The organism is Psychrobacter sp. ASPA161_9 (genome assembly GCF_051970275.1).
Lineage (GTDB): Bacteria > Pseudomonadota > Gammaproteobacteria > Pseudomonadales > Moraxellaceae > Psychrobacter.
Genome location: NZ_JBEFNI010000009.1, coordinates 135,220 through 157,719, shown reverse-complemented (window position 1 = coordinate 157,719; position 22,500 = coordinate 135,220). Strand labels below are relative to the sequence as shown.

General features: G+C 40.7%; 21 protein-coding genes. 5 read left to right on the top strand and 16 right to left on the bottom strand.

What is annotated here, in order from left to right:
* The first annotated feature begins 138 nt into the window (after nt 1-138).
* A complete protein-coding gene (locus ACTQ9S_RS11445) occupies nt 139-1,410 on the top strand; it encodes a cation:proton antiporter (protein ID WP_068326109.1) in 1,272 nt (423 codons plus the stop codon).
* Between the two features lie 152 nt (nt 1,411-1,562).
* On the opposite strand, the gene ACTQ9S_RS11440 is transcribed toward ACTQ9S_RS11445, so the two are convergent.
* The 3 genes from ACTQ9S_RS11440 to ACTQ9S_RS11430 all read right to left on the bottom strand — a co-directional run bounded on the left by ACTQ9S_RS11440 (nt 1,563) and on the right by ACTQ9S_RS11430 (nt 4,513).
* A complete protein-coding gene (locus tag ACTQ9S_RS11440) occupies nt 1,563-2,123 on the bottom strand; it encodes a DUF2127 domain-containing protein (protein ID WP_350657457.1) in 561 nt (186 codons plus the stop codon).
* Nucleotides 2,116-3,297 carry a dihydroorotase gene (locus tag ACTQ9S_RS11435; protein WP_068038965.1) on the bottom strand — a complete coding sequence of 394 codons (1,182 nt, stop codon included), beginning with the start codon at nt 3,295-3,297 and terminating at the stop codon, nt 2,116-2,118. The genes ACTQ9S_RS11440 and ACTQ9S_RS11435 overlap by 8 nt, the downstream gene beginning before the upstream one ends.
* Before the next feature lie 127 nt (nt 3,298-3,424).
* Nucleotides 3,425-4,513: an aspartate carbamoyltransferase catalytic subunit gene (locus tag ACTQ9S_RS11430; RefSeq protein WP_068034657.1), complete on the bottom strand. Its 1,089-nt coding sequence runs from the start codon at nt 4,511-4,513 to the stop codon at nt 3,425-3,427.
* A 405-nt stretch (nt 4,514-4,918) separates the two neighbouring features.
* On the opposite strand from ACTQ9S_RS11430, the gene ACTQ9S_RS11425 reads away from it, so the two are divergent.
* Both ACTQ9S_RS11425 and ACTQ9S_RS11420 read left to right on the top strand, forming a co-directional pair.
* The gene (locus tag ACTQ9S_RS11425) at nt 4,919-5,902 is read left to right on the top strand and encodes a class 1 fructose-bisphosphatase (RefSeq protein ID WP_350657454.1); all 984 of its coding nucleotides are present in this window, start codon (nt 4,919-4,921) and stop codon (nt 5,900-5,902) included.
* Between the two features lie 132 nt (nt 5,903-6,034).
* A complete protein-coding gene (locus ACTQ9S_RS11420) occupies nt 6,035-6,829 on the top strand; it encodes a TrmH family RNA methyltransferase (RefSeq protein ID WP_068034653.1) in 795 nt (264 codons plus the stop codon).
* A gap of 105 nt (nt 6,830-6,934) precedes the next feature.
* Here the strand turns inward: ACTQ9S_RS11420 and ACTQ9S_RS11415 are convergent, their stop codons facing one another.
* The 8 genes from ACTQ9S_RS11415 to ACTQ9S_RS11380 form a co-directional block, all read right to left on the bottom strand.
* Nucleotides 6,935-7,867: an electron transfer flavoprotein subunit alpha/FixB family protein gene (locus ACTQ9S_RS11415; RefSeq protein WP_068034651.1), complete on the bottom strand. Its 933-nt coding sequence runs from the start codon at nt 7,865-7,867 to the stop codon at nt 6,935-6,937.
* Nucleotides 7,868-7,960: 93 nt separating this feature from the next.
* A complete protein-coding gene (locus ACTQ9S_RS11410; protein WP_068034649.1) occupies nt 7,961-8,710 on the bottom strand; it encodes an electron transfer flavoprotein subunit beta/FixA family protein in 750 nt (249 codons plus the stop codon).
* A 331-nt stretch (nt 8,711-9,041) separates the two neighbouring features.
* Nucleotides 9,042-9,626, bottom strand: a complete 585-nt coding sequence (locus ACTQ9S_RS11405) for a DUF421 domain-containing protein (protein WP_068326096.1) — start codon at nt 9,624-9,626, stop codon at nt 9,042-9,044.
* 253 nt (nt 9,627-9,879) lie between these two features.
* Nucleotides 9,880-10,092, bottom strand: coding sequence for a cold-shock protein (locus ACTQ9S_RS11400; protein ID WP_057758834.1), 213 nt, complete (start codon nt 10,090-10,092; stop codon nt 9,880-9,882).
* Between the two features lie 267 nt (nt 10,093-10,359).
* Nucleotides 10,360-10,788, bottom strand: a complete 429-nt coding sequence (locus tag ACTQ9S_RS11395; RefSeq protein WP_440454995.1) for a hypothetical protein — start codon at nt 10,786-10,788, stop codon at nt 10,360-10,362.
* A gap of 341 nt (nt 10,789-11,129) precedes the next feature.
* Nucleotides 11,130-12,146 (bottom strand): ketol-acid reductoisomerase, encoded by a 1,017-nt coding sequence (ilvC, locus tag ACTQ9S_RS11390; RefSeq protein ID WP_068034643.1) that lies wholly within the window; start codon nt 12,144-12,146, stop codon nt 11,130-11,132.
* A 145-nt stretch (nt 12,147-12,291) separates the two neighbouring features.
* Nucleotides 12,292-12,786 (bottom strand): acetolactate synthase small subunit, encoded by a 495-nt coding sequence (gene ilvN / locus ACTQ9S_RS11385; protein WP_068034641.1) that lies wholly within the window; start codon nt 12,784-12,786, stop codon nt 12,292-12,294.
* The gene (locus ACTQ9S_RS11380) at nt 12,786-14,498 is read right to left on the bottom strand and encodes an acetolactate synthase 3 large subunit (RefSeq protein WP_440455005.1); all 1,713 of its coding nucleotides are present in this window, start codon (nt 14,496-14,498) and stop codon (nt 12,786-12,788) included. The genes ilvN and ACTQ9S_RS11380 overlap by 1 nt, the downstream gene beginning before the upstream one ends.
* 869 nt (nt 14,499-15,367) lie before the next feature.
* Between ACTQ9S_RS11380 and ACTQ9S_RS11375 the strand changes: the two genes are divergently transcribed.
* On the top strand, nt 15,368-15,871 hold the full coding sequence (locus tag ACTQ9S_RS11375; protein ID WP_440454994.1) for a DUF4124 domain-containing protein: 504 nt from the start codon (nt 15,368-15,370) through the stop codon (nt 15,869-15,871).
* 63 nt (nt 15,872-15,934) lie between these two features.
* On the opposite strand, the gene ACTQ9S_RS11370 is transcribed toward ACTQ9S_RS11375, so the two are convergent.
* The gene (locus ACTQ9S_RS11370; protein ID WP_440454993.1) at nt 15,935-17,704 is read right to left on the bottom strand and encodes an NAD(P)H-hydrate dehydratase; all 1,770 of its coding nucleotides are present in this window, start codon (nt 17,702-17,704) and stop codon (nt 15,935-15,937) included.
* 252 nt (nt 17,705-17,956) lie between these two features.
* On the opposite strand from ACTQ9S_RS11370, the gene queG reads away from it, so the two are divergent.
* Nucleotides 17,957-19,114 carry a tRNA epoxyqueuosine(34) reductase QueG gene (gene queG, locus ACTQ9S_RS11365; protein ID WP_440455004.1) on the top strand — a complete coding sequence of 386 codons (1,158 nt, stop codon included), beginning with the start codon at nt 17,957-17,959 and terminating at the stop codon, nt 19,112-19,114.
* Between the two features lie 119 nt (nt 19,115-19,233).
* Here queG and lysM read toward each other — a convergent pair whose 3' ends face one another.
* From lysM to fabD, 4 genes are all read right to left on the bottom strand, one after another.
* Nucleotides 19,234-19,743 (bottom strand): peptidoglycan-binding protein LysM, encoded by a 510-nt coding sequence (gene lysM / locus ACTQ9S_RS11360; protein ID WP_068034637.1) that lies wholly within the window; start codon nt 19,741-19,743, stop codon nt 19,234-19,236.
* Between the two features lie 428 nt (nt 19,744-20,171).
* Nucleotides 20,172-20,408, bottom strand: coding sequence for an acyl carrier protein (acpP, locus tag ACTQ9S_RS11355; RefSeq protein WP_068034635.1), 237 nt, complete (start codon nt 20,406-20,408; stop codon nt 20,172-20,174).
* Between the two features lie 280 nt (nt 20,409-20,688).
* On the bottom strand, nt 20,689-21,417 hold the full coding sequence (gene fabG, locus ACTQ9S_RS11350; RefSeq protein ID WP_068034633.1) for a 3-oxoacyl-ACP reductase FabG: 729 nt from the start codon (nt 21,415-21,417) through the stop codon (nt 20,689-20,691).
* The gene (gene fabD / locus ACTQ9S_RS11345) at nt 21,414-22,382 is read right to left on the bottom strand and encodes an ACP S-malonyltransferase (protein WP_068326092.1); all 969 of its coding nucleotides are present in this window, start codon (nt 22,380-22,382) and stop codon (nt 21,414-21,416) included. Before fabD ends, fabG begins: the two co-directional genes overlap by 4 nt.
* Between the last annotated feature and the right edge of the window lie 118 nt (nt 22,383-22,500).

The following is a 22,500-nucleotide window of genomic DNA, read 5'->3' as shown; positions in this document are numbered from 1 at the left end:
TCGAATATATAAGCACAGATTTAGTTATATATTAGTTACGAATATGAGTGACGGTTAAAGCAACAAAACCAGCACGGTATCTGGGCTTAATAACCATTAGCCTTACGACAATTTTTATACTCACTTGAGACCTCTTTTATGGCATCTGCGACCAGCCTAACCATACTCGAAATCAGCGCCATCTTTTTATCGATTACCGCTTTATTGACCTATATCAATCACCGCTTTATTGGTTTACCAACCACTATCGGTGTGATGGTCATCTCTATCGTATTATCTATGGTAGCGATATTTTTAGGTTTTTTAGGCTTTGATCAGCTTATTGATTATGAGGTTAGTTTATTAGATCAGCTAGATTTCACTGAAGTATTGCTTGATGGCATGCTCTCCATGCTCTTATTTGCCGGTGCTCTACACGTAAATATTGGCGATTTGAAGCGTTATAGACTACCGATTGGCATCCTTGCCTGTATTGGTACCGTAGTGTCAGCAGTACTTATCGCCACTGCTCTTTACTTTATGCTGCCGTTACTTGGCTTCGGGCTACCTTTTATTTGGTGCTTATTGTTTGGCGCGTTGATATCGCCTACAGATCCTATTGCAGTTATGGGTATTTTAGCGTCTGCAGGTGCCCCAAAAAGCATTGAAACTGTCATCGCTGGCGAATCATTATTTAACGATGGCATTGGTGTCGTTATATTCGTCTTATTGCTCGGCATTTTATCCAGTGGTGATATTCCAACGGCTAATTATGTGGCACATACTCTAGCTGTTGAAGCGGGTGGCGGTATCATCTTTGGTTTGATACTCGGGGCCATTTTGTACTACATGATTAAAAGTATTGATAGCTATCAAGAAGAAGTGCTATTGACGCTTGCAGGCGTGATAGGTGGTTACGCGCTAGCCAGCCATTGGCATTTGTCAGGACCACTAGCGATGGTGATGATGGGCTTAATGGTCGGAAATCGTGGTCGTGAGCTGGCGATGAGCGACAAGACTCGCCATTATATTGATTTATTTTGGGAATTAATTGATGAAATTTTAAACGCGATTTTATTCGTCTTGATCGGTCTTGAAGTGGTCGTTATTGCCTACTCAGGTAATTTATTTATCGCTGGTGGCTTGACCATTATTATTGCCCTACTTGCTCGCCTTATTGTCGTAGGCATGACTACTAAAACCTTTAGCCGCCAATTGAAGCTACCAGAAGGTGCCTGGAAAGTATTGACATGGGGCGGACTGCGTGGCGGTATTTCAGTGGCCCTAGTATTACAGTTACCATCAGGCACAGAGCGCGACATTCTATTGGCACTGACTTATGCTGTGGTAGTATTCTCTATCTTAGTGCAAGGACTAAGCATCGGTAAAGTTGCCAAAATGATCCAGCCTGTGCAACAAAATCGATTATAAGCTTAATCAATTTATGGCTAAGCTATGTAAAAAAAGGGCCAGCACTAGATATTATCTTTAATGCTGGCTCTCTGGTTTTCACACTAGAATTTCTATGATAGCTATAATTTATGGTGATTACAAAAGGACGATTATAAAGTTCGTGTATTATTTTATATCAACCCTTTTCGCTTCATATTGCGATAGACCACAACCACAATAATAATATTTAACACCAAAATACCCAATTTGAACCAATCAAACGGGCTAACGATCAAGTAGTACAACTCGATAGGGATAAATATCCCATAACCGATGACACTAAACCAATATGCCCAGGTCTTATCTTGCCATAATCCATAAGCTTCAATGAAACGCAGACTAACGTAAGCGAAAATCAATAGCATGAAAAGTGGCCAATTTTTGCTTGCTTGCTGAGCCAGTTGCACAACACTGTCAATCTGCGGGGTCAGCAGGTTTCCAAAATAATATTGCCATGAGTCCGTTGCCGTGGCTAGCCAATGCTCTAGATCAGTATGCCAAAACCATAATGCAAAAGCACCTGACAGCGCACCAGTACCTTTGACAATCTCGTAGATTGCCACCGCCTTAATTGATTCACTAGACTCACTATCCATTTTACTCGGCAGATTGTCATCATCTCCTAGAGACTTATGGTTTTTGCTGGCTGAAGATGGTGGCAAGTTACCATTCTGCTGAGGCGAATTAGCCAAAGAAGGTCTCCACGACTCGACCTTGCAAGTACTGATTAAAGAATGGCGTATTTTTGCCATTCGATAACATAGTATCTGTCGTCACTTGCCATTCAAGGTTAGGGTCAACCAATATTGCACCGCCCATGCTTTCATATTTGTTACTTATACCAGCAATTTGTGCCGGGTTAATGCAAATCTTGTCTACCAGCTGCTCTAGCGTTAACACCTCATCTTTCACTAACTGACAGGCTAGCGCCATAAACGTATCAAAGTTTGAAATACCAGGCGTACTCTCAGCAAAGGGGGCTTTTTTTGCTGTAGAATTTAAAGGCTCGTGATGACTACAAATTGCATCAATAGTCCCATCTTTAAGCCCGCGAAGCAGTGCTTGCTGATCCGTGTTACTACGCAACGGCGGTAGCACATAAGCTTGGGCGTTGAAGCCTTCTAGATTGTCATCCGTTAGATATAGCTGATGCATAGCCACATCACAAGTCACGGGCAGGCCTTTATCTTTCGCCCAGCGCATTAGCTCAACTGAAGACTTACATGATAATTGACTAAAATGCGCAGCAATGCCTGTCTCTTCTACCATCAGTAACTGGGTGGACAATGCTACCGTCTCAGCAATCCAAGGAATACCTTGTAGTCCGTGATAAGAGGCGATATAACCTTCATGCGCTACCCCATCACCAGACAGACTTGCCTCATCAGGATAGAAGAATACTTTCATGCCAAAGGTTGCTGCATACTCCAAGGTGCGTAGCAGTACCAAATCATTGCTAAAAGGCCTACGCGCGTTAGAGACTGCGATACAGCCACCTTTTTTTAGGCCTGCGATATTCGAGGGATTCTCTCCTCGCAAGCCTTCAGTCAAAGCGCCTAAAATATGTAAATGGATACCACCATCGAGCAATGCACGTTCGCGAAGACCTTTAAGTAGCGAGCCATTTTCCAGGATAGGACTTGTATCGGGTGGCGTAATAACATGCAAAAATCCATTAGCGCGGGCAGCACGGCCTTCTGAAATTAGGGTGCCATGCTGCTGCTGACCAGGCTCTCGCAGACGCGCACACAAATCCACCAGTGGTGGTAGCAGCCAAGTCTCTCGACCAGCCTCAAGATTTGCTAGTTTAGCAATCGCCTCACTCGGTAACGATTTTTTGAAAGCATTAGGAAGTAAATCTGTCATCTGCGCATCAGTAGTGATGGGATTAGTCATGAGCTTTTTTTACCATATCAATAATAATTAAATGAATAAAATAGAAAGGCTTAACAGGCGAACGTAAACCATAAAGTGTTAATTTTACCTTTACTGATTATTCGTTTTTTTGTGAATTTCTGGCCGCTTGGTGGGCACGTTGGCCTTCCATGGCTAGTGAGAGCACCGCCATTCGAATCGCAACACCATTGCTTACTTGCTTTAAAATAACAGACTGCGCGCCATCGGCCACATTTGATGCAATCTCAATACCACGATTCATCGGTCCTGGATGCATAACTAGGGCGTCAGGCTTAGCCAATGCTACCCGTTCAGGTGTAATACCATAGTGTTTGTAATATTCACTTGATGACGCCAATAGCGGTGATCCAATACGCTCGTTTTGAATTCTAAGTCCCATAATGACATCACAATCAGTCACACAGCTATTCATATCTTCGTAGACTTGAACACCAAAACGCTCAATCCCTTTAGGCAATAAAGTACGTGGGGCAATCACACGAATATCTTTAACCCCAAGGGTTTTTAAGGCGCTAATATCTGAGCGCGCTACTCTAGAATGCTTAATATCACCGATAATAGCCACCGATAGCTCTTCAAATGGACGCGGCGCTTCACGATGGATAGTCAACATATCGAGCATACCTTGAGTCGGATGTGCGTGCCAGCCATCACCGCCATTAATAATAGCGATATCCGGTGTCACTTCAGTCGCCATAAAATGTGCAGCCCCTGATGCTGAATGACGTACAACAAAAATATCGGCTGTCATTGCCTCCAAATTCCATAGCGTATCGCGTAAACTCTCGCCTTTTTTTGTACTAGAGCGGGCAATATCGATGTTTAATACATTGGCCCCAAGACGCTTTTCTGCTACTTCAAAGGTAGTACGAGTACGAGTTGACGGCTCAAAGAACAGGTTCATTACTGTACAACCATCAAGCTCAGGCCGATTAACCAACAGACCATTTTCATCAAAAAAAGTCTCTGCTTTAGCAATAATTGCTTGTAGCTGTGCTTTATTTAATCCTTCAACCCCTAGGAAATGACGCAGACTACCGTCTTCATTTAGCTGTGGGCGGCTAAGCGAAGTGTTGAGTCTTTGGTGAATAGTATCGTGATCGAATTTGGCATATTTGGATGGTGATATAGTATTGATAGGCATATTTTTCTTGGAAGTTGGCATAATGGTAAGTCTTTATTATGGGTTTATATCGAGTCAATCATATCGGTTTATTCATTTATAATCATCACCATGTGTACAGACACAAGGACATATTGGCACTTATTTGCTACACTTTACCGCATTGGCATACATGGCCTTATTCGCTTTTATAAAAAGACTAATGTTTCTTATAATAAACGGCAAGTAGTAAGCGGCAAGTCTAACTAAATTATCAATAATAATAGATATAGTGTAGCTGATTTTGCAGTCAGGACAAAGATAACGTGTCTGCTATTTGCATATTTACTCATTTAAATGAATACTTAGCTTATTTAGAATGACCCAAGTGACAAGCTTAATCTACTGTATTTTAAAACTTATTATTTCTCTACCTTTTACCACTCATCTCATTTATTAGGAAGTATTATGACGACCTTAGCACATTATCTAAAAGAACGAAAAACCGACTCCGCTGTTGGCGATGTAATTACGACTATTACTGAAGTCGGCAAAACCATCTCACAGCTGCTCAGAAAAGGAGCACTGGCAGATATTTTAGGGGAAGCAGGTAATCAAAACGTCCAAGGTGAAGAGCAAAAGAAGCTTGATGTATTGGCTAATGACTTACTTCTAGATGCTTTAGCACAAAACAAGCATTGTGCTGGCGTCGCCTCAGAAGAGCTAGATGATGCCACTCCTGCCAATGCCGATGGTAGCTTGCTCGTATTATTTGACCCCCTTGATGGCTCATCGAACATCGATATCAATATGGCAGTAGGGACGATTTTTTCTATTCTACCCTACCAGCGCCAAGGGCAAACTAGTGAGAACAGTGATTTCCTACAGGCTGGTAATGCACAGCTTTCAGCAGGTTATTTATTATATGGTACGTCTACCATGCTGGCATTGACGGTAGCTGATAACGTGGTTATGTTCAGCTTAGATCCAGACAGCGACGATTATGTGCTAGTAGAAGACAATGTACAAATCGATGCCGATACCAGCGAATATGCTATCAATAGCTCAAACTATCGTTATTGGCGTGCGCCTATGCAGCAGTACATTGACGAGCTAATCGCTGGCGATACCGGAGTACGTGGTCGTGATTTCAACATGCGCTGGGTGGCAGCCATGGTCGGTGATGTACACCGTATCTTATGCCGCGGTGGTCTGTTCACTTATCCTTTTGACACCAAATATGCACATAAAGCTGGCAAACTACGTTTAATGTACGAAGCCAATCCAATGAGCCTACTCATTGAACGTGCTGGCGGCAGTGCAACTGATGCGACCAATCGTATTTTAGACATTGCTCCAACTAATATTCACCAGCGTGTCCCTGTAGTACTTGGTAGTAAAAACGAAGTCGACTACATTAAAGACTTACATCTAAAGCATGGTGATAAATAAGTAATACTTTTTTATTACTTTTCATGACTTCGCCCTATACATCAAAAGTAGCCAGACCAATGTTAAAAAAACAACTTGGACTGGCTAACTTTTGATATTGTTAATTTTACCTTTATTCTTAAGCAGTCAACTATGACATTAGAACCTACCGAGCTAATCACTTCAGACAAAAACACTTCCGTTAAGCTCGTAAAAGCACTTTTGTCTCAGGCACGTCAGCGTAAAAAACAAGGTCAGACGGTACTTGAAGGTGTGCATCTTATTGACGCGGCCCTACGTAGCGACTATCCGTTCGTCCAAATACTACTAGCCGAATCAGCGCACAAGCATCCTGAGGTTCAGCAAATCTTAACGCGCCTACCGACTTACACTAGTATCTTAACTTTGTCAGATGCACTTTATGAAAGCATTAGAAGTCTAGGTACAGGCATTGATATCATGGCGATTATCAATATACCAGCACCAAGCTTAACGATGATAGATTATGACTGCCTGATCCTGAACGATGTACAAGATAGTGGTAATGTTGGTACGCTATTACGCACTGCAGCGGCGGTTGGTATTGATACAGTGTTATGCACTAGCGCAACTGCACAAGCATGGTCACCCAAGACGCTACGAGCAGGAATGGGTGCGCAGTTTGCGCTAACTATTTATGAGGGTTTGAGTAGTCAAGATATTTTAGACTATGTGCAAACTCCATTGCTTGCGACCAGCTCACATACTGACACTTTGATTTATGAGCATGATCTGACAGCTCCTACTGCTTGGATTATGGGACATGAAGGTCAAGGCGTTTGCGAGGAGCTGATGCAATGTGCCACCCCTATTGCATTACCACAGCCCAATGGACAAGAGAGCCTCAATGTTGCGATTGCAGGGGCGCTATGTCTTTATGAGACGCTACGTCAGCGCCGTTACAACTAAGTTCACATATAGTTAAAGTGAAATAGCTATATTAGCTTAGCGTTTAAACATAAAAAAATCCCGCTATTGATGATAGCGGGATTTTTTATAGATTATCTGTCTAACTTAGATTTTGCTAGTTAGCTCAGGTAATGCTTCAAATAAATCAGCTTCTAAGAAATAATCAGCAACACTGGCGATTGGAGATTCTGGGTCATTATTGATTGCAACGATAACCTTAGAGTCTTTCATACCTGCCAAATGCTGAATAGCACCGGAGATACCAGCAGCGATATATAGATCTGGTGCGACGATTTTACCCGTTTGACCAACCTGCATATCGTTAGGTACGTAGCCAGCATCAACAGCGGCACGTGATGCACCAACAGCAGCGCCTAATTTATCTGCTAATGGCTCAATATATTTAGTGAAGTTTTCACCATTTGCTAAGGCGCGACCACCAGATACGACGATTGAAGCTGACGTTAATTCAGGACGGTCAGATTTAGCCATCTCTTCGTTGACGAAGCTTGATTTGCCAGATTCCTGTACATTGTCAATTGTCTCAACAGTTGCAGAACCGCCTTCAGCAGCGACTGGATCAAAAGCAGTCGTACGTACTGTCAATACCACTTTGTCTTCCGTTGTCTTAACAGTAGCAGTCGCGTTGCCAGCATAAATAGGACGCTCAAAAGTTTGTGCATCTATGACAGCAGAGATTTCCGACAGCATGCTTACATCTAGTAAAGCCGCTGTACGTGGCATGAAGTTCTTGCCTGTTGTCGTAGCAGGAGCGATGATATGGCTGTAATCTCCAGCGATATCTGCAACCAATAGCGAGATGTTTTCTGCCATTTGATGCTCATAAGCTGCATTGTCTGCTAGTAGTACTTTGCTTACGCCTTCAACTTTTGCCGCTTCGTCAGCGACTGCTTGATTACCGCTACCAGCGACCAACACATGAATGTCGTCACCCATTTGCTTAGCAGCTGCAATTGTATTCAAAGTTGCCTTTTTTAGACTGGCATTGTCATGTTCTGCATATACCAAAATTGCCATTTTTTTGTCCTTTATTTATTGGTTCATGTCGTCAGATAGCTGTTTAAATACGGCGTTTAGGACATCGAAACCCTATAAACACCATCGCAAATATTAAATTACTTTTGCTTCATTTTTTAGCTTATCGACCAATTCATCAACTGAGGCCACTGTAATACCAGCTTTACGCTCAGCAGGTGGCATAACTTTAGTGATTTCTTGCTTAGAGGTCATGTCTACGCCAAAATCTGCTGGAGTTTTTTCATCAAGCGGCTTTTTCTTCGCTTTCATAATGTTAGGCAGTTTTGCATAGCGTGGTTCGTTCAGACGTAAGTCAGTAGTGATAACTGCAGGTAGTGAAAGCGCAACTGTTTGCAAGCCGCCATCAACTTCACGAGTAACGTTTACTTTGTCGCCTTCAACTTTCACTTCTGAAGCAAACGTACCTTGACCGATACCCATTAGTGCAGCAAGCATCTGACCTGTTTGGTTATTGTCGTCATCAATAGCCTGTTTACCCAACAAGATAATATCAGTACTCTCTTGCTCAGCAATACTCTTCAAAATCTTAGCGACTTGTAGTGGATATGGCTTGGCATCAGTTTGTACCAAAACACCACGGTCAGCACCCAATGCTAGAGCCGCACGAATCTGCTCTTGTGATTCTTTTGGACCAATTGAAGCTACAATAATCTCATCGATCACGCCAGCTTCTTTTAGACGAACTGCTTCTTCTACTGCAATCTCATCAAATGGGTTGATAGACATTTTGGTGTTCGATAGATCTACACCAGAGTTATCAGCTTTTACACGAACTTTTACGTTGTAATCAATGACACGCTTGACCGCGACTAATGCTTTCATACGTTCCTCGTTTATTAATGTTATGAATTAAAAAATATAAATCAACAACCATTGATTTATTTTGGTTCAAAATCTTACTTAAAAGTCATGACTGAGTTTGCTAGCCACTACTCATCAGGCTTAGATTATTAGACCTAACTATCTTGCGTGAGCATCTCGATAAGGTCAAGACAACGCCGTGAATAATGCGTCATAAATTTGTCACTATTCATTTAAAATATAGCGTTTTTAGTGAAATATCATGATTTTATTGTTCAAAATTCAATAGTTCTTACCTTTGTAGCATTCCTAGGCTTTTATTCTATTGAAATTTTATTATTACATAGTTTAGCTAAGCATTGTTCAAAGCATCTTTTATTGGTGCAGTTTTAGCAGGATTAATTAGCATCTCACTATCACGCACGTCGTCAAATAATGACCAATCAGGTCTTACATCATCGTTTTTAATCACGCTCATATCGCCAGTCGTTTCCATAATCACCACAAAGACCTGTGATTTTGACTTGATACTATTTTTGCGCAATACCTGTTGTACATCGCTAGTACTCAAATTGGCTTCTTTCAGATTATCCCAAAAGTACTCACCATGCGCCATTAGGATAATCGGTTGATTATCAATCAATGCTTTTAATGGTTTAATTTTGCGCCTTATAATTGAGACAAGCCCTTGAATGATAAACAGTACGCCAACTGCAAACAACCCTTGTAGTAATGATGGCGAATCAGACAATACTGTTGATGCCAAAATACTACCAATACCTACCGTCATTGCAAAGTCATGGCTTGATAACTTAGAGAAACTACGTAGTCCCATAAAGCGCGTAAATATCATTAGGCCAACATAAAAACCTATGGCAGATAAAGAGATGCCGAATACTTGTTGCCAATCAATTGAAAACCACGCTTCCCATTTCATAATATCACCTTATTGCACTATTTTACTGATAGTTAATGATTTAATATTTATTATTAAATAGATTATTAAGCACTTTAAACAAAGCTATGGACTCGTTTTTTTGACAAAAAAAAGCAACCTGATAAGAGGTTGCTTTTAATATACAGTCTAAACAATATGTTTGTTGTTATACAACAAATCAATCTTGGCTTATATAGAATCTTTTAGTATTAACAATGACTGATAAATCGGTCAAAATTAACAATAAGTAAGATTAGATAGCTTCGATTTGCTCAGCTTGTGGGCCTTTCTTGCCATCACCTAAGATGAAAGACACTTTTTGACCTTCGGCTAGAGTTTTAAAACCGTTACCTTGGATAGCGCTGTAGTGAGCGAATACGTCTTGTCCGCCATTGTCTTGAGCGATAAAACCAAAACCTTTAGCTTCATTAAACCACTTTACAGTGCCTTCAACTTTATCTGACATAAATTTTCCTAACTCTTTAACTGTTGGCGAGACTTGTGTCATCACCGATTAATTGACAAATACTCAGTCGAATCATGAGCTAAAGCTCAGACTAAATAGCATTATATCTTAATGATATTCAACTATTTCTGTCTAAAGTTCCCTGAGTACAGTTGTAGTATAGCAGTTTTTATTGTCAATGGTATGTTAAATTAGCAGGTTTTGTAAATGTAAAGTTGGTAATTTGATGAACTTATGTAATTAAACATGAAAACTATTCTTATTTAATTATTGATTTAAAACAGGTAACCAAGGAGAGGTCAATACTAACAAACACAATCCAAAGAATATCAATGAAAATGATTGACTGTAAGCAATATATTTAGAAGGTATCACTAAGTCTTCTGGAGAATCTGGGATACCACGAAGCTTAAGTAAACGCGTACCATAAATCCAACCAAATATTGTATAAAGTCCATAAGCTGCAGGCAACGTAGTTGCTAATGGTGTCAAATCAATGACATACATCATTACTACAGAGACAAAGAACCAAGATGTATCTAATAGTGAGCTAAATTGGAAAAATAGAGATTTGGGTAGTTTGCCATTGGTGCGCTTAAGCATTTCACCCTCTATCCAAATCAGAACGGCAACTACGGCACTGAAAAAGATATATGCGAATTGCGGTGTCAGCCAGTCTGGAAAAGATATTTGCACAGCACACAACCTATAATATAAATGAAAAGAAAAAAAATAACTTGGACGCCACTATGTTTAAGCTTGTTAAGCCACAGCAAACAATTTTTAGATAAATGGCCTGCCAGCTGTCTATATTGGGCAGCTATCGTAGATTTTCAAGCGGGATTTTTTGTTGCTTTCGAATGCATACGGTGAAGAGCACTACTGTTATTATCCAAGCTTGTTAAAAGCACGCATCTCAATTACTCATTATTAAAAAACCCATGCTATCTAGTGATAACATGGGTTTTAATTACTATCAATATTAACTTCAGAATTTTGTTATTTAATAACTGATCTAATAGTTAAAATATAGCTTTTTAGTTTTTGTCTTTATCAATGATTTTGTTACCACCGATCCAAGGCATCATGCCACGAAGTTTGGCACCAGTTTTCTCAATTTCATGCTCAGCGTTATTACGACGACGGGCAGTCATAGATGGATAGTTGGTTGCGCCTTCATTGATGAACATCTTCGCGTACTCACCAGATTGGATGCGTTTTAGGGCATTGCGCATAGCTTCGCGTGACTGTTCATTAATTACTTCCGTACCAGTCACATACTCGCCATATTCAGCGTTATTACTGATTGAATAGTTCATATCAGCTATGCCGCCTTCGTACATTAAGTCGACGATAAGCTTGAGCTCATGTAAACACTCAAAGTAAGCCATTTCTGGTGCATAACCAGCTTCGGTTAGGGTCTCAAAGCCCATTTTAACTAGCTCAACAGCGCCGCCACACAATACTGCTTGCTCACCAAATAAGTCAGTTTCAGTCTCATCTTTGAAAGTCGTTTCGATAATACCTGAACGACCACCACCAACACCAGCAGCGTAAGATAGTGCTAACTGCTTGGCTTGACCTGAAGCATCTTGATAGATAGCGATAAGGTCAGGGATACCGCCGCCTTTCACAAACTCAGAGCGTACCGTATGACCTGGTGCTTTAGGTGCAACCATAATAACGTCAAGATCTTTACGTGGTACAACTTGGTTGTAATGAATAGCGAAACCATGAGCAAAAGCTAGCGTAGCGCCTTCTTTAATATTAGGCTCAATCACGTCGCTATACAGTTGTCTTTGGAACTCATCAGGCGTCAGAATCATGACTACGTCAGCGGCTTTAACCGCATCTTCTACTTCAGAAACTTTTAAGCCAGCATTTTCAGCTTTTTTCCATGAACCAGAGTTGGCGCGTAGACCAACAGTCACATCCACACCAGATTCTTGCAAGTTCAATGCATGGGCGTGCCCTTGTGAACCATAACCAATAATGGCAACTTTTTTGCCTTGGATGATAGATAGATCACAATCTTTATCGTAAAAAACGTTCATAGGTAGAGTCCTTTTCCTCAATCATGGAAAGCCATGGGTAGTAGTTACTTATATCGCAGTTACCTTTCACAAATACTTTCTTGGAATAGTCAGCGATATAAGCTTAGTAGTAAGTGTTAATAGATTAATTTTAAACAAGGTAATATTATATGCTTAGTGTTTTTTCACCGCGAGCAATACCAATCACGCCTGAGCGTACTACTTCTAATACACGCTCACGACCGATAGTATCAATGAAACCGTCCAGCTTAGCGGTATCACCAACGATTTGGATAGTATATAAGTTCGAATTCACATCAACAATCTGTGCACGGAAGATGTCAGCACTGCGTTTGATTTCTTCACGTATACTGCCAGTAGCACGAACTTTAATCAGCATCAGTTCACGTTCAACGTGCACATTATCAGATAAGTTCAATACTTTAATGACTTCAATCAGCTTATGCAACTGCTTGGTAATTTGTTCAATTTTTTCGGGTGACGTGATAGTTGTCAGCGTCAAGCGTGAGATAGAGGGGTCTTCTGTCGGTGCGACGTTTAGAGTCTCAATATTATAACCACGCTGGGAGAATAAGCCGACTAACCGCGACAACGACCCCGCTTCGTTTTCCATCAATACCGAAATCAGATGTTGTTGCATTAGGTACGCTCCCCTTTTGATAACCACATGTCGCGCATCGTCTGACCAGCGATTTGCATTGGATATACATGCTCATTACGATCAACGTAAACGTCAATAAATACTAGCTTATCTTTGATGGCCATCGCTTCAGCCAACTGCTCTTCCATTTTGTCAGGATCAGTGATTTTGATACCCACGTGACCATAGCTTTCGGCCAATTTTACAAAATCTGGTAGCGAGTTCATATAAGACTGCGCATGACGACCTTCATAAAGCATATCCTGCCACTGTTTAACCATACCCAACTGTGCATTATTCAAGTTCAGTATTTTTACTGGCAGATTATACTGTAAGCAAGTTGATAACTCTTGAATATTCATCTGAATAGAGCCTTCACCTGTGATGCAGACCACATCGCGCTCAGGGTTAACAAGCTTAGCTGCCATCGCATAAGGCAAGCCAACACCCATAGTACCAAGTCCACCTGAGTTAAGCCACTGACGAGGTTCTTTATAAGTATAGTAGAGTGCAGCGAACATTTGATGTTGCCCAACATCACTTGTAATGATCGCATTACCATCAGTGATTTTACACAAGGCCTGTACGACACTTTGTGGCTTGATGCCATGCTCTGTACTGGTGTCATAACGTAAACCATGACGCGTACGCCATTCATTAATTTGTGCCCACCAATCTAATAAAGCATGTTGATCCAGCTCTTTATCGTCGCCAACCATTGCTAACATTTCAGTAAGTACTGACTTGACGTCACCAACAATCGGAATATGCGCCATAATCGTTTTAGAGATTGACGTTGGATCAATATCAATATGAATAATAGTAGCGTTTGGACAGAATTTTTTAACGTTATTGGTCACACGGTCATCGAAACGTGCACCAACTGCCAAGATAACGTCTGAATGGTGCATAGTCATGTTTGCTTCGTACGTACCATGCATCCCTAACATGCCTAAAAATTGACGATCAGAGCCTGGAAAACCACCAAGACCCATAAGAGTATTAGTCACTGGCAAGTTTAGCTTATGAGCCAAGCTTGTTAGTTCTTTATGGGCGTCACCCAGAACCACACCACCACCCGAATATATGATTGGACGCTTAGCAGCTAATAGCGTTTCAATAGCTTTTTTGATCTGACCACTATGCCCTTTCACAGATGGCTGATAAGAACGCATGAATACTTCACTTGGATATTCATAGGCAAACTTTTCGTTAGGTGCAGTCATATCTTTAGGTACGTCAATAACGACAGGACCTGGACGACCTGACCTTGCGATATGGAATGCCTTTTTTACAATCGTTGGAATCTCGCTGGCATGGCGTACTTGAAAGCTATGCTTAACGATAGGACGCGAAACACCAACCATATCCGTTTCTTGGAAGGCATCTTCACCGATCAAGCTACTCGGTACTTGCCCTGCAATAACAACCATCGGTATTGAGTCCATAAAAGCTGTAGCAATAGCAGTAACCGTATTGGTAGCACCAGGTCCTGATGTCGCTAGTACTACTCCAGTATTGCCAGTTACTCGCGAATAAGCATCCGCCATATGGCCTGCCGCTTGCTCATGGCGAACTAGAATATGTTCGATATTGTCTTGCTGGAACAGAGCATCATAAATGTGCAGAACAGCACCGCCTGGATAGCCAAAAATATATTCGACACCTTCGTCGGTTAGTGATTGCACCAGCATTTCAGCACCGGATAACATCACAGGCTGAGCGCTACCTTCAGCGATTAACTGTTGTTTTTCATCGAAATTCTTGGCAGCATTACCCGTTTGGGTATGTCCGGTCATGTTCGGACTTTGCGTAGTTTGCGTCACTGTCATCACCTTATCAATAATATGTGATCACCATGTCAGAGCACAGCTGTATTACAAGACAGCAGGTTACCCAAACATAGCAATTTATCTGGTCAGTTTTTGATAGGAGTTTACCGATATACAGTGACAAGATGCTGATTAAAGCATTTATAAAAGAAGCTTATTATTAGTAAAAAATGTAAAAACATTAAAGTAATTAGATATAGTCAGATAAATGCCAAACCTAGTGACAACACAAATTGCAAAAGTATGAGCAACATACCGACAGGACGGTCGCACTTTACCTTACATAATGCATTATTGAAGGTTGCAGATACTGTACTTAACTTTTAACATCTAAAAATAATAAGTTTATCTTAGTCATTGTAGACCGATGAGTCCGGAGACAGTAAGTTCAGCTTAGAATAAAGGTTTTGGCAACCATTACTCATATTACACTGCGTTACTGTCACAAAGAGAATAAATCTGCAAATGCTACTGATAAGCAGCAAGTAGTAATTATTCCCAAGTGCTACGGCAATATCATAAAAGCCGCTCACTGACCAATCAACTGCTATTATATTCGATGGTTTGACCGCTATTGTCAAGAAAAACTTGTGAAACCCAACCTTAACTATTAGTTATTAAATAATATACATTTACTATTATTTTTTGCTAGAATCAATCTCTATTGTATTGTCATTGTAATTTATACAACAGTGCCATCGCGCTCAAATATGAATACTTGTTTTTTATTTGTTAAAAGGATTGCTAGCATGGCATATTCACTCATGATCAACACTGCTAATAAACTGCTCATCGGGGTTGCCACCACTTGTGTGCTTGCTCTGTCAATGAACGCTAGTCACGCCATTCAAGTTTATAAGTCCATTGGTGCACATGGCGAAGTTAAATATAGTCAGCATGCTCCGCAAAATGCTCGGAATATTGAGGTGATTGAGTTCCGTAGTGACGGTAGACAAGCTAACGCAGGTCAGATGGCAGGCAAAACAGATGTTAATCAGAACAGTGGCGCTCAGAATGTAGAAGAGCAAAGAGTGGCGCAATTAGAGGCTCGTATCAAAGATCAAGAAGCTCAGGCAAACGCACAACGTTGTCAGTCATTACGTAATAATTTAACCAATTTGAATGTTGGCGGCCGTATTTATGAGATGGATGCAAATGGTAAACGCCAATATCTAGACGGCCGCGAAATTGAACTTAAGCGTGAGCGTGTACAGCAAGCGATTGGACAATATTGTAAAGGTACTGAAACTTAAAAACCTATTGCTTCCCAAACAAATACTAATATTTGAAGCACTTTTAACCATATCAATATTTATTTAGTCAGTTAGATTTTGCATAATATGACGAATGGCTGCAGGCATATCCTGTGCCTGCAAGCCGCGCTGTCCAATCAATAGCTGATTATTATTTGCATAATCACGTGTTCTAGAACTACCTAGCTGCTGATTAACTAAGACATCTCTTGTCAATAGATCTCCTGCTGATGCATGAATAAGTACCGCCTGACGTAAGCTACTCTGCGTACTATCCAAATCTTGCTGAGCCAATAGTCCGGCAGTTACTCCAGATAATACATCTCCCATGCCAGCTGTCGCCATTCCAGCATTACCAGCATCGCAAACGTATATTTCCCCATGCTCCAACACCAGCGATCCTGCGCCTTTTAATACCCAATCACCGCCATAGATATCAGCGCATTGCCATATAGCTGATAACCGGTCAATTTCCACCTCGTTAATTTCTTTATTTAATAACTTTGCCGCCTCACCACTATGCGGGGTTAAGCAAACCTTATGCGTCTTACTATATTCTCGTAGCTGGGTAACGACTTCATGCTTATCAGCTTGCAGCGCTGCTAGATGGTATAGACCATCTGCATCAATGACCACAGAGATGCTTTTTGCCATTATTGCTTGAATATAACGAACAAATAAATTTTCTGCTTTCTTATCACGCCCCATTCCCATACCAATGGCAACTACACTTGCATCCCCAATTAGCTTTTCAACTCCATCTTGATGATGTAAATCAATCGTCATAGCATCAGGTAACGAGGTCAATAGCGCTCCATGAAAGGCTTGATGACAGGCAACCGTTATCTTGCCAGCTCCAGTTGCCATTGCACTAGCAGAGGTCAGTATTGCTGCGCCGCCCATACCTTGAGAACCATCAATACGATTGCCTCCAATGGCCAATACATGACCATAGCTGCCCTTGTAACTATTCTGTCGACGTTGGGCTAGACCTTGAGCGCCTGCAAGCAATGTAGCAACGGGTTCTACCGATGCATAAGGTATCAGCGGTATGTCAATGAGCTTTCCGCTATAATCCATCCCATCTTTGGTATGTAGTCCAAACTTGCGCGCAATCAAGCATAATGTGACATCTGCCTGTATCGCTAAATGCTCAAAAACCTGTCCTGTAGAGGCGACTAGACCACTTGGGATATCGACTGCAATTACCAAGGTATTATGCTGTTGAGCCAAACTATTAAAAGTGCTAATTGCCTGCTTATAAAAGCCTTCAGGCGCGCGATCTAAACCAATACCGAATAGTGCATCAATGTAAACATCGGCCTGTAATGTCATGTCCAATTGAGTGTTTTCATTTTGATAATACTGACTGTCTTCAAAGCGCTGGTGACATACATCTACAGCCATATGCTGGGCTTTTATTGCATCAGACATCGATGTTTTATGATTTTCGGCCTTTTCATCGTCAAACTTTTCAAGCGCTTGTAGACCAACAGTCATTACTTGTACTTGCCAGCCCAATTGCTGTAGATAATGAGAAATTAACCAACCGTCGCCGCCATTATTACCCTGTCCTACCCAAACACAAACGCTGGGCTGACGACTTGTACGATTGAAATATTTAACATTGTTTTTCGCTTGCGCTTTAGCTCGTTCATTAAGCTGTATAATATGCTGCGTCATCTGCCAAGCGGCTTGTTGCATCAAACCAAAACTATCATATCCTTGTGCAAACCATGCTTGCTCCATAGCATAAACTTGCTCGCTACTATACAAAGCAATAGGCATTGACGATTGAGAACATTGCGCTGATATTTGCATTTGTAATCGCATAATTTCCCTTATTCTTATTTTATGAGCTTATAAACGGCTAGGATGTAAATATAACAAAAGCACATCTGGAATTATGTATTGATGCTAATAACCATATATTTTAGTTTTATAGTTGCATCGTTAATAATCTAGCCTATCATAGCCGCTATAACATCACTATTTATGTCTATCACCGTATAACTTAACAAATTAGCATCCTCTAATATGAATCAAAAATCACCGACCAAACAGCAATCAACACACTCTTCTAGCATGCAAGCAAGAGAGAATATTTCTGTCGTCAATGCGTCGGTATTTGCTACCGCAGTAGATGTGAAGCATTGGATTAAAATCGAAGCCCAAGCTTTAGGATTCGCTGACTGTGGTTTTTTGTCTGTTCATCATCCTTTATTTGCTCAGCAGATTGAGCAGTTACAACTATGGTTAGACAAAGGCTATGAAGGCCAATTGCAGTTCATGCACAATAACCATGAACTACGTGCGAATCCTGATAAACTCGTTGCAGGTGCAAAAACCATCATTAGTGTACGCATGGATTATCTGACCCAAACGCCAACGCCACGCGCTGTTGCCGATAATGATCAGCCAAACAATGGCATTATTGCTCGTTATGCGCGAGGCCGTGACTATCACAAGACCATGCGTAGCCGTTTGAAGCAATTGGCATTAAAGATTGAAACCATGCTTCCTGAATGGCAGCATTTGAATATTAGTGCTGAGACCGATTTTGTCTTTCGACCATTTAGTGACTCTGCCCCTATATTTGAGCGACCAATAGCTGATGCAGCGGGTCTTGGCTGGACTGGGAAACATACTTTGTTACTAAATAAACAAGCTGGCTCATTTTTTGTACTAGGTGAGTTATTTATCAGTCTTGAATTGCCCGATGATAAGCCTGTTACTGCACACTGTGGCAGTTGTAGCGCTTGTATAGACATCTGCCCTACAAAGGCAATTATCGCACCTCATGAGCTTAATGCAGCTGCTTGCATCTCTTATTTAACTATCGAGCATGACGGGCCGATAGATATCAAATATCGCCGTGCCATAGGCAATCGAGTCTTTGGCTGTGATGATTGTCAGCTTATATGCCCTTGGAACCGTTATGCCAATCTGACATCAGTAGATGACTTTGCTCCTAGACATGGGTTTGATGACATCAGTCTCCTCGAGATTTGGCAGTGGCAAGAGGCTGAGTTTTTACAATATACACAAGGTAGCCCCATTAGGCGCACAGGTTATATTAATTTTTTGCGCAATATTGCAATCGGATTAGGTAACGCTAACACTAGCTTAGTTATTATCGAACAACTCCAGTCTAAATTAGGCCAACATAACGACATGCTTGACGAACATATTAATTGGGCAATTAGAGAGCAGCGTGTAAAGCTAAATCCTAATGATGAATAAGATAATTACGTGTCAGTAGCAAATTAAAAAACATACCAAAAAGACAGACAATAAAAAACGCCTTTTAATGTAAAAGGCGTTTTATTTTAACTAGTAAAACCATTGTTAACTACTTTTAATTATGGCTTAGGTATGCGTAGTACTTGACCAGGATAAATCTTATCTGGGTCAGATAGCATCGGCTTATTGGCTTCAAATATCTTCATATAATCACCAGTTGAACCATATACGTCTTTTGCAATCTTAGATAAGCTGTCACCAGACTTCACGGTGTACATAGTTGATTCAGGTGCATCTTCTTCGATATCAATATTATCAATTACTTTTGCAACGTTCTGTACGTTACCGATAGCGATAATAGCTTTCTCACGATCAGCTTGGGTCTTCGCATTACCACTAATTTCAGCAGTATCTGTTGAACCGTTGTACTTAACTTTTAAGTTATCAATGCTAAGATTTTGCTGTTGAATGCGACGTAATAAGATATTAGCCACTGATTGAGCAGAAGGCTCAGTAGTTTTTACTGGCGTATTGGCATCTGCTTTAGTCTCTGATTTTGCATCATGCTTATCATCGTCACGATTAAAAATTTTATCACCAATGTCTTTTGCGAAACTGAACATACCCATCTAAACACTCCTTAAGGTTTTATTATTAATTGATTACTATCTTTCTTCTAATTTTTGGAACGCAATGACGTAGGACTGCTCCTACCTGTCATTGCAATGAGTATAGCAAAGTTATAAAGACTGGATAGTCCTAGACAGTAAAAGTATGTTGGATAATGTTAATCTAGCATAATTTGTGTTAACGATAGTTTTTATATTGTTTAGGTAATAGAGATTAAACTCTATAAGAATATTTCAAAGCTATAAAATCATCATCGTCAATAATTTATTATCGTTAATAATATAGTTACTTTAATACGCAAAGCATAAAAAAACCGCTTATCAATAAAGATAAACGGCTTAAAAAAACTTGCTGTAGCTAACCCATAATTTAGCTAAACCAAAAGGTACATAGCCATATCATAAGAGAACTTTAGAGCAATAATGACTTATAGTTGAGCTTGGACGTAATCGATTGCTTTTTGTACTGTAGTCAACTCTGCTGAATCTTCATCAGGAATAGTAATGCCAAAGTCACTTTCAAATGACATAACAAGCTCAACTAAATCTAGTGAGTCTGCGCCTAAATCTTCCATGAAAGAAGCATCATTGTTGATGTCTTCGACGTTCATGCCCAACTGCTCTGCTACTGCAGATTTTACTCTTAACTCAGTATCATTACTCATATAAACTGCTCCTTTTTATATATCAATTTTTAAAAACTATCATCTAGCTTTTTTTAAGCTGATGATGTTATATCGAATACGGTAAATTATGTCAGTTATAAGACTCTAACACACTACTACCAATGTTTCGGTTTATTCAATGTCTTATGAGACCTCATTATAATACAGGTCTTAGACATAAAAGTATCCGTTATTATAACACCATTAATTACAGTTTACACTCGTTCACGCAGATTTTTATTATACGAGTGTAAACTATTTTTCTATCGTATACATGGTATTACATGTACATGCCGCCATTGACAGGTATAACTGCACCAGTAATATAGCTCGCTTCATCGCCAGCTAAAAACAATACTGCTGCTGCGATATCTTCTGGCTGTCCCAAACGTCCAATAGGTACAGCATCTAACATAGAGTTGAGTAAGCGCTCATCAAGCTCATCTGTCATATCTGTCTCAATAAGGCCAGGTGCCACACAGTTAATAGTTACTTGGCGTGAACCAATCTCACGTGCCAAAGTACGACTAAAGCCTTCCACGCCCGCTTTTGTAGCAGCATAATTGGACTGTCCCGCATTTCCCATTTTTGCAACTACTGAGCTAATGTTAATAATACGGCCTCGGCGTGCTTTCATCATTCCACGCACTGCCCGTTTACTCATTCGGTAAACAGATGTAAGGTTGGTATCAACCACACTATCCCAATCTTCATCTTTCATGCGCATCAGCAGACCATCTTGGGTAATACCTGCGTTATTTACCAATACTTGCACTGCGCCATATACACTTTCAATCTCTTCAAACAACTTATCAATTTGTGCACCATCACGGACATCTAAAACACGCCCGATACCACCAGAATCATGCAAATAATCATCTATAAGCGCAGCACCCTTTTCTGTAGTTGCTGTACCAATGACAAAATGTCCTTCTTTAGCAAAGCGCTTGGCAACTGCCTTACCGATACCGCGGCTTGCACCACTTACTAAAACAATCGTTCGGCTCATGATAACACCTCCATCAGTTTGTCCATTCGAGCAGGCTTATCTACTGGATAACTTGCAATAGGCTGTGCTTGACGCTTAGCCAAGTTACTCAGTACATTACCACTGCCACACTCAATTAATATGTTAATTTGTTTGTCTGCTAACTCTTGCATAGTTTTTGACCACAATACAGGTTCGCTAAGCTGTTCTGTCAATGCTTGTTTAATACTTTGCACATTAGTCTCAATACGAGCATGACGGTTTTGAATGACGGGAATAGTGGCTTGGTCAAATTTGATAGTTGCTAACTCTTCAGCTAATGCCTGACTGGCCGGCTCCATTAATGCACAATGTGAAGGTACGCTAACTTTTAGAGGAATTGCTTTTTTACCTGTATTTTGTACTTTATCAATAACAGCGGTAACACCAGCAGCATTTCCAGATATGACGACTTGCCCTGGGCTGTTAAAATTAGCCGCTCCAACAATAGCATTATCAACATGTTCAGTCGCTTGCTCACATAAAGTCTCAACACGACTGTCTTCAAGTCCTAATACTGCAGCCATAGCAGTATCAATACCGACCACTGCCTCTTGCATCAATTGCCCACGCTTATGTACTAATTTCACTGCATCAGTCAATGATATAACACCAGCGGCACAAAGCGCACTGTATTCACCTAAAGAATGACCTGCTAGATAAAGAGGCTTTTTATCAAGTTTATCTTGGAGAATACGCCAAATTGCGATGCTAGCAGTCAATAACGCAGGCTGAGTGTATTGGGTCTGGTTCAGCTGTTCTTCGTTTTGGCAGATTGCCCACAGATCTTCACCTAAAGCTGTACTTGCCTCAGCAAAAGTATCATGTATTTGTGGGTATAATTCTGCAAGCTCGGAAGTCATTCCGACTGCCTGTGAGCCTTGTCCAGGAAAGATTACTGCAACACGAGGTGGCTGGGTTATTACTGTATCAGGTGCAGATGCCATAGCCAATATTCCTTAAGTGATTGGAGATGTCCCTAAAATAAATTGGGTATTGTCATAAAATATGACTTTAATTAATTTACTAATTATTCACAAACTATACACTGCTGCGTGCGATTAT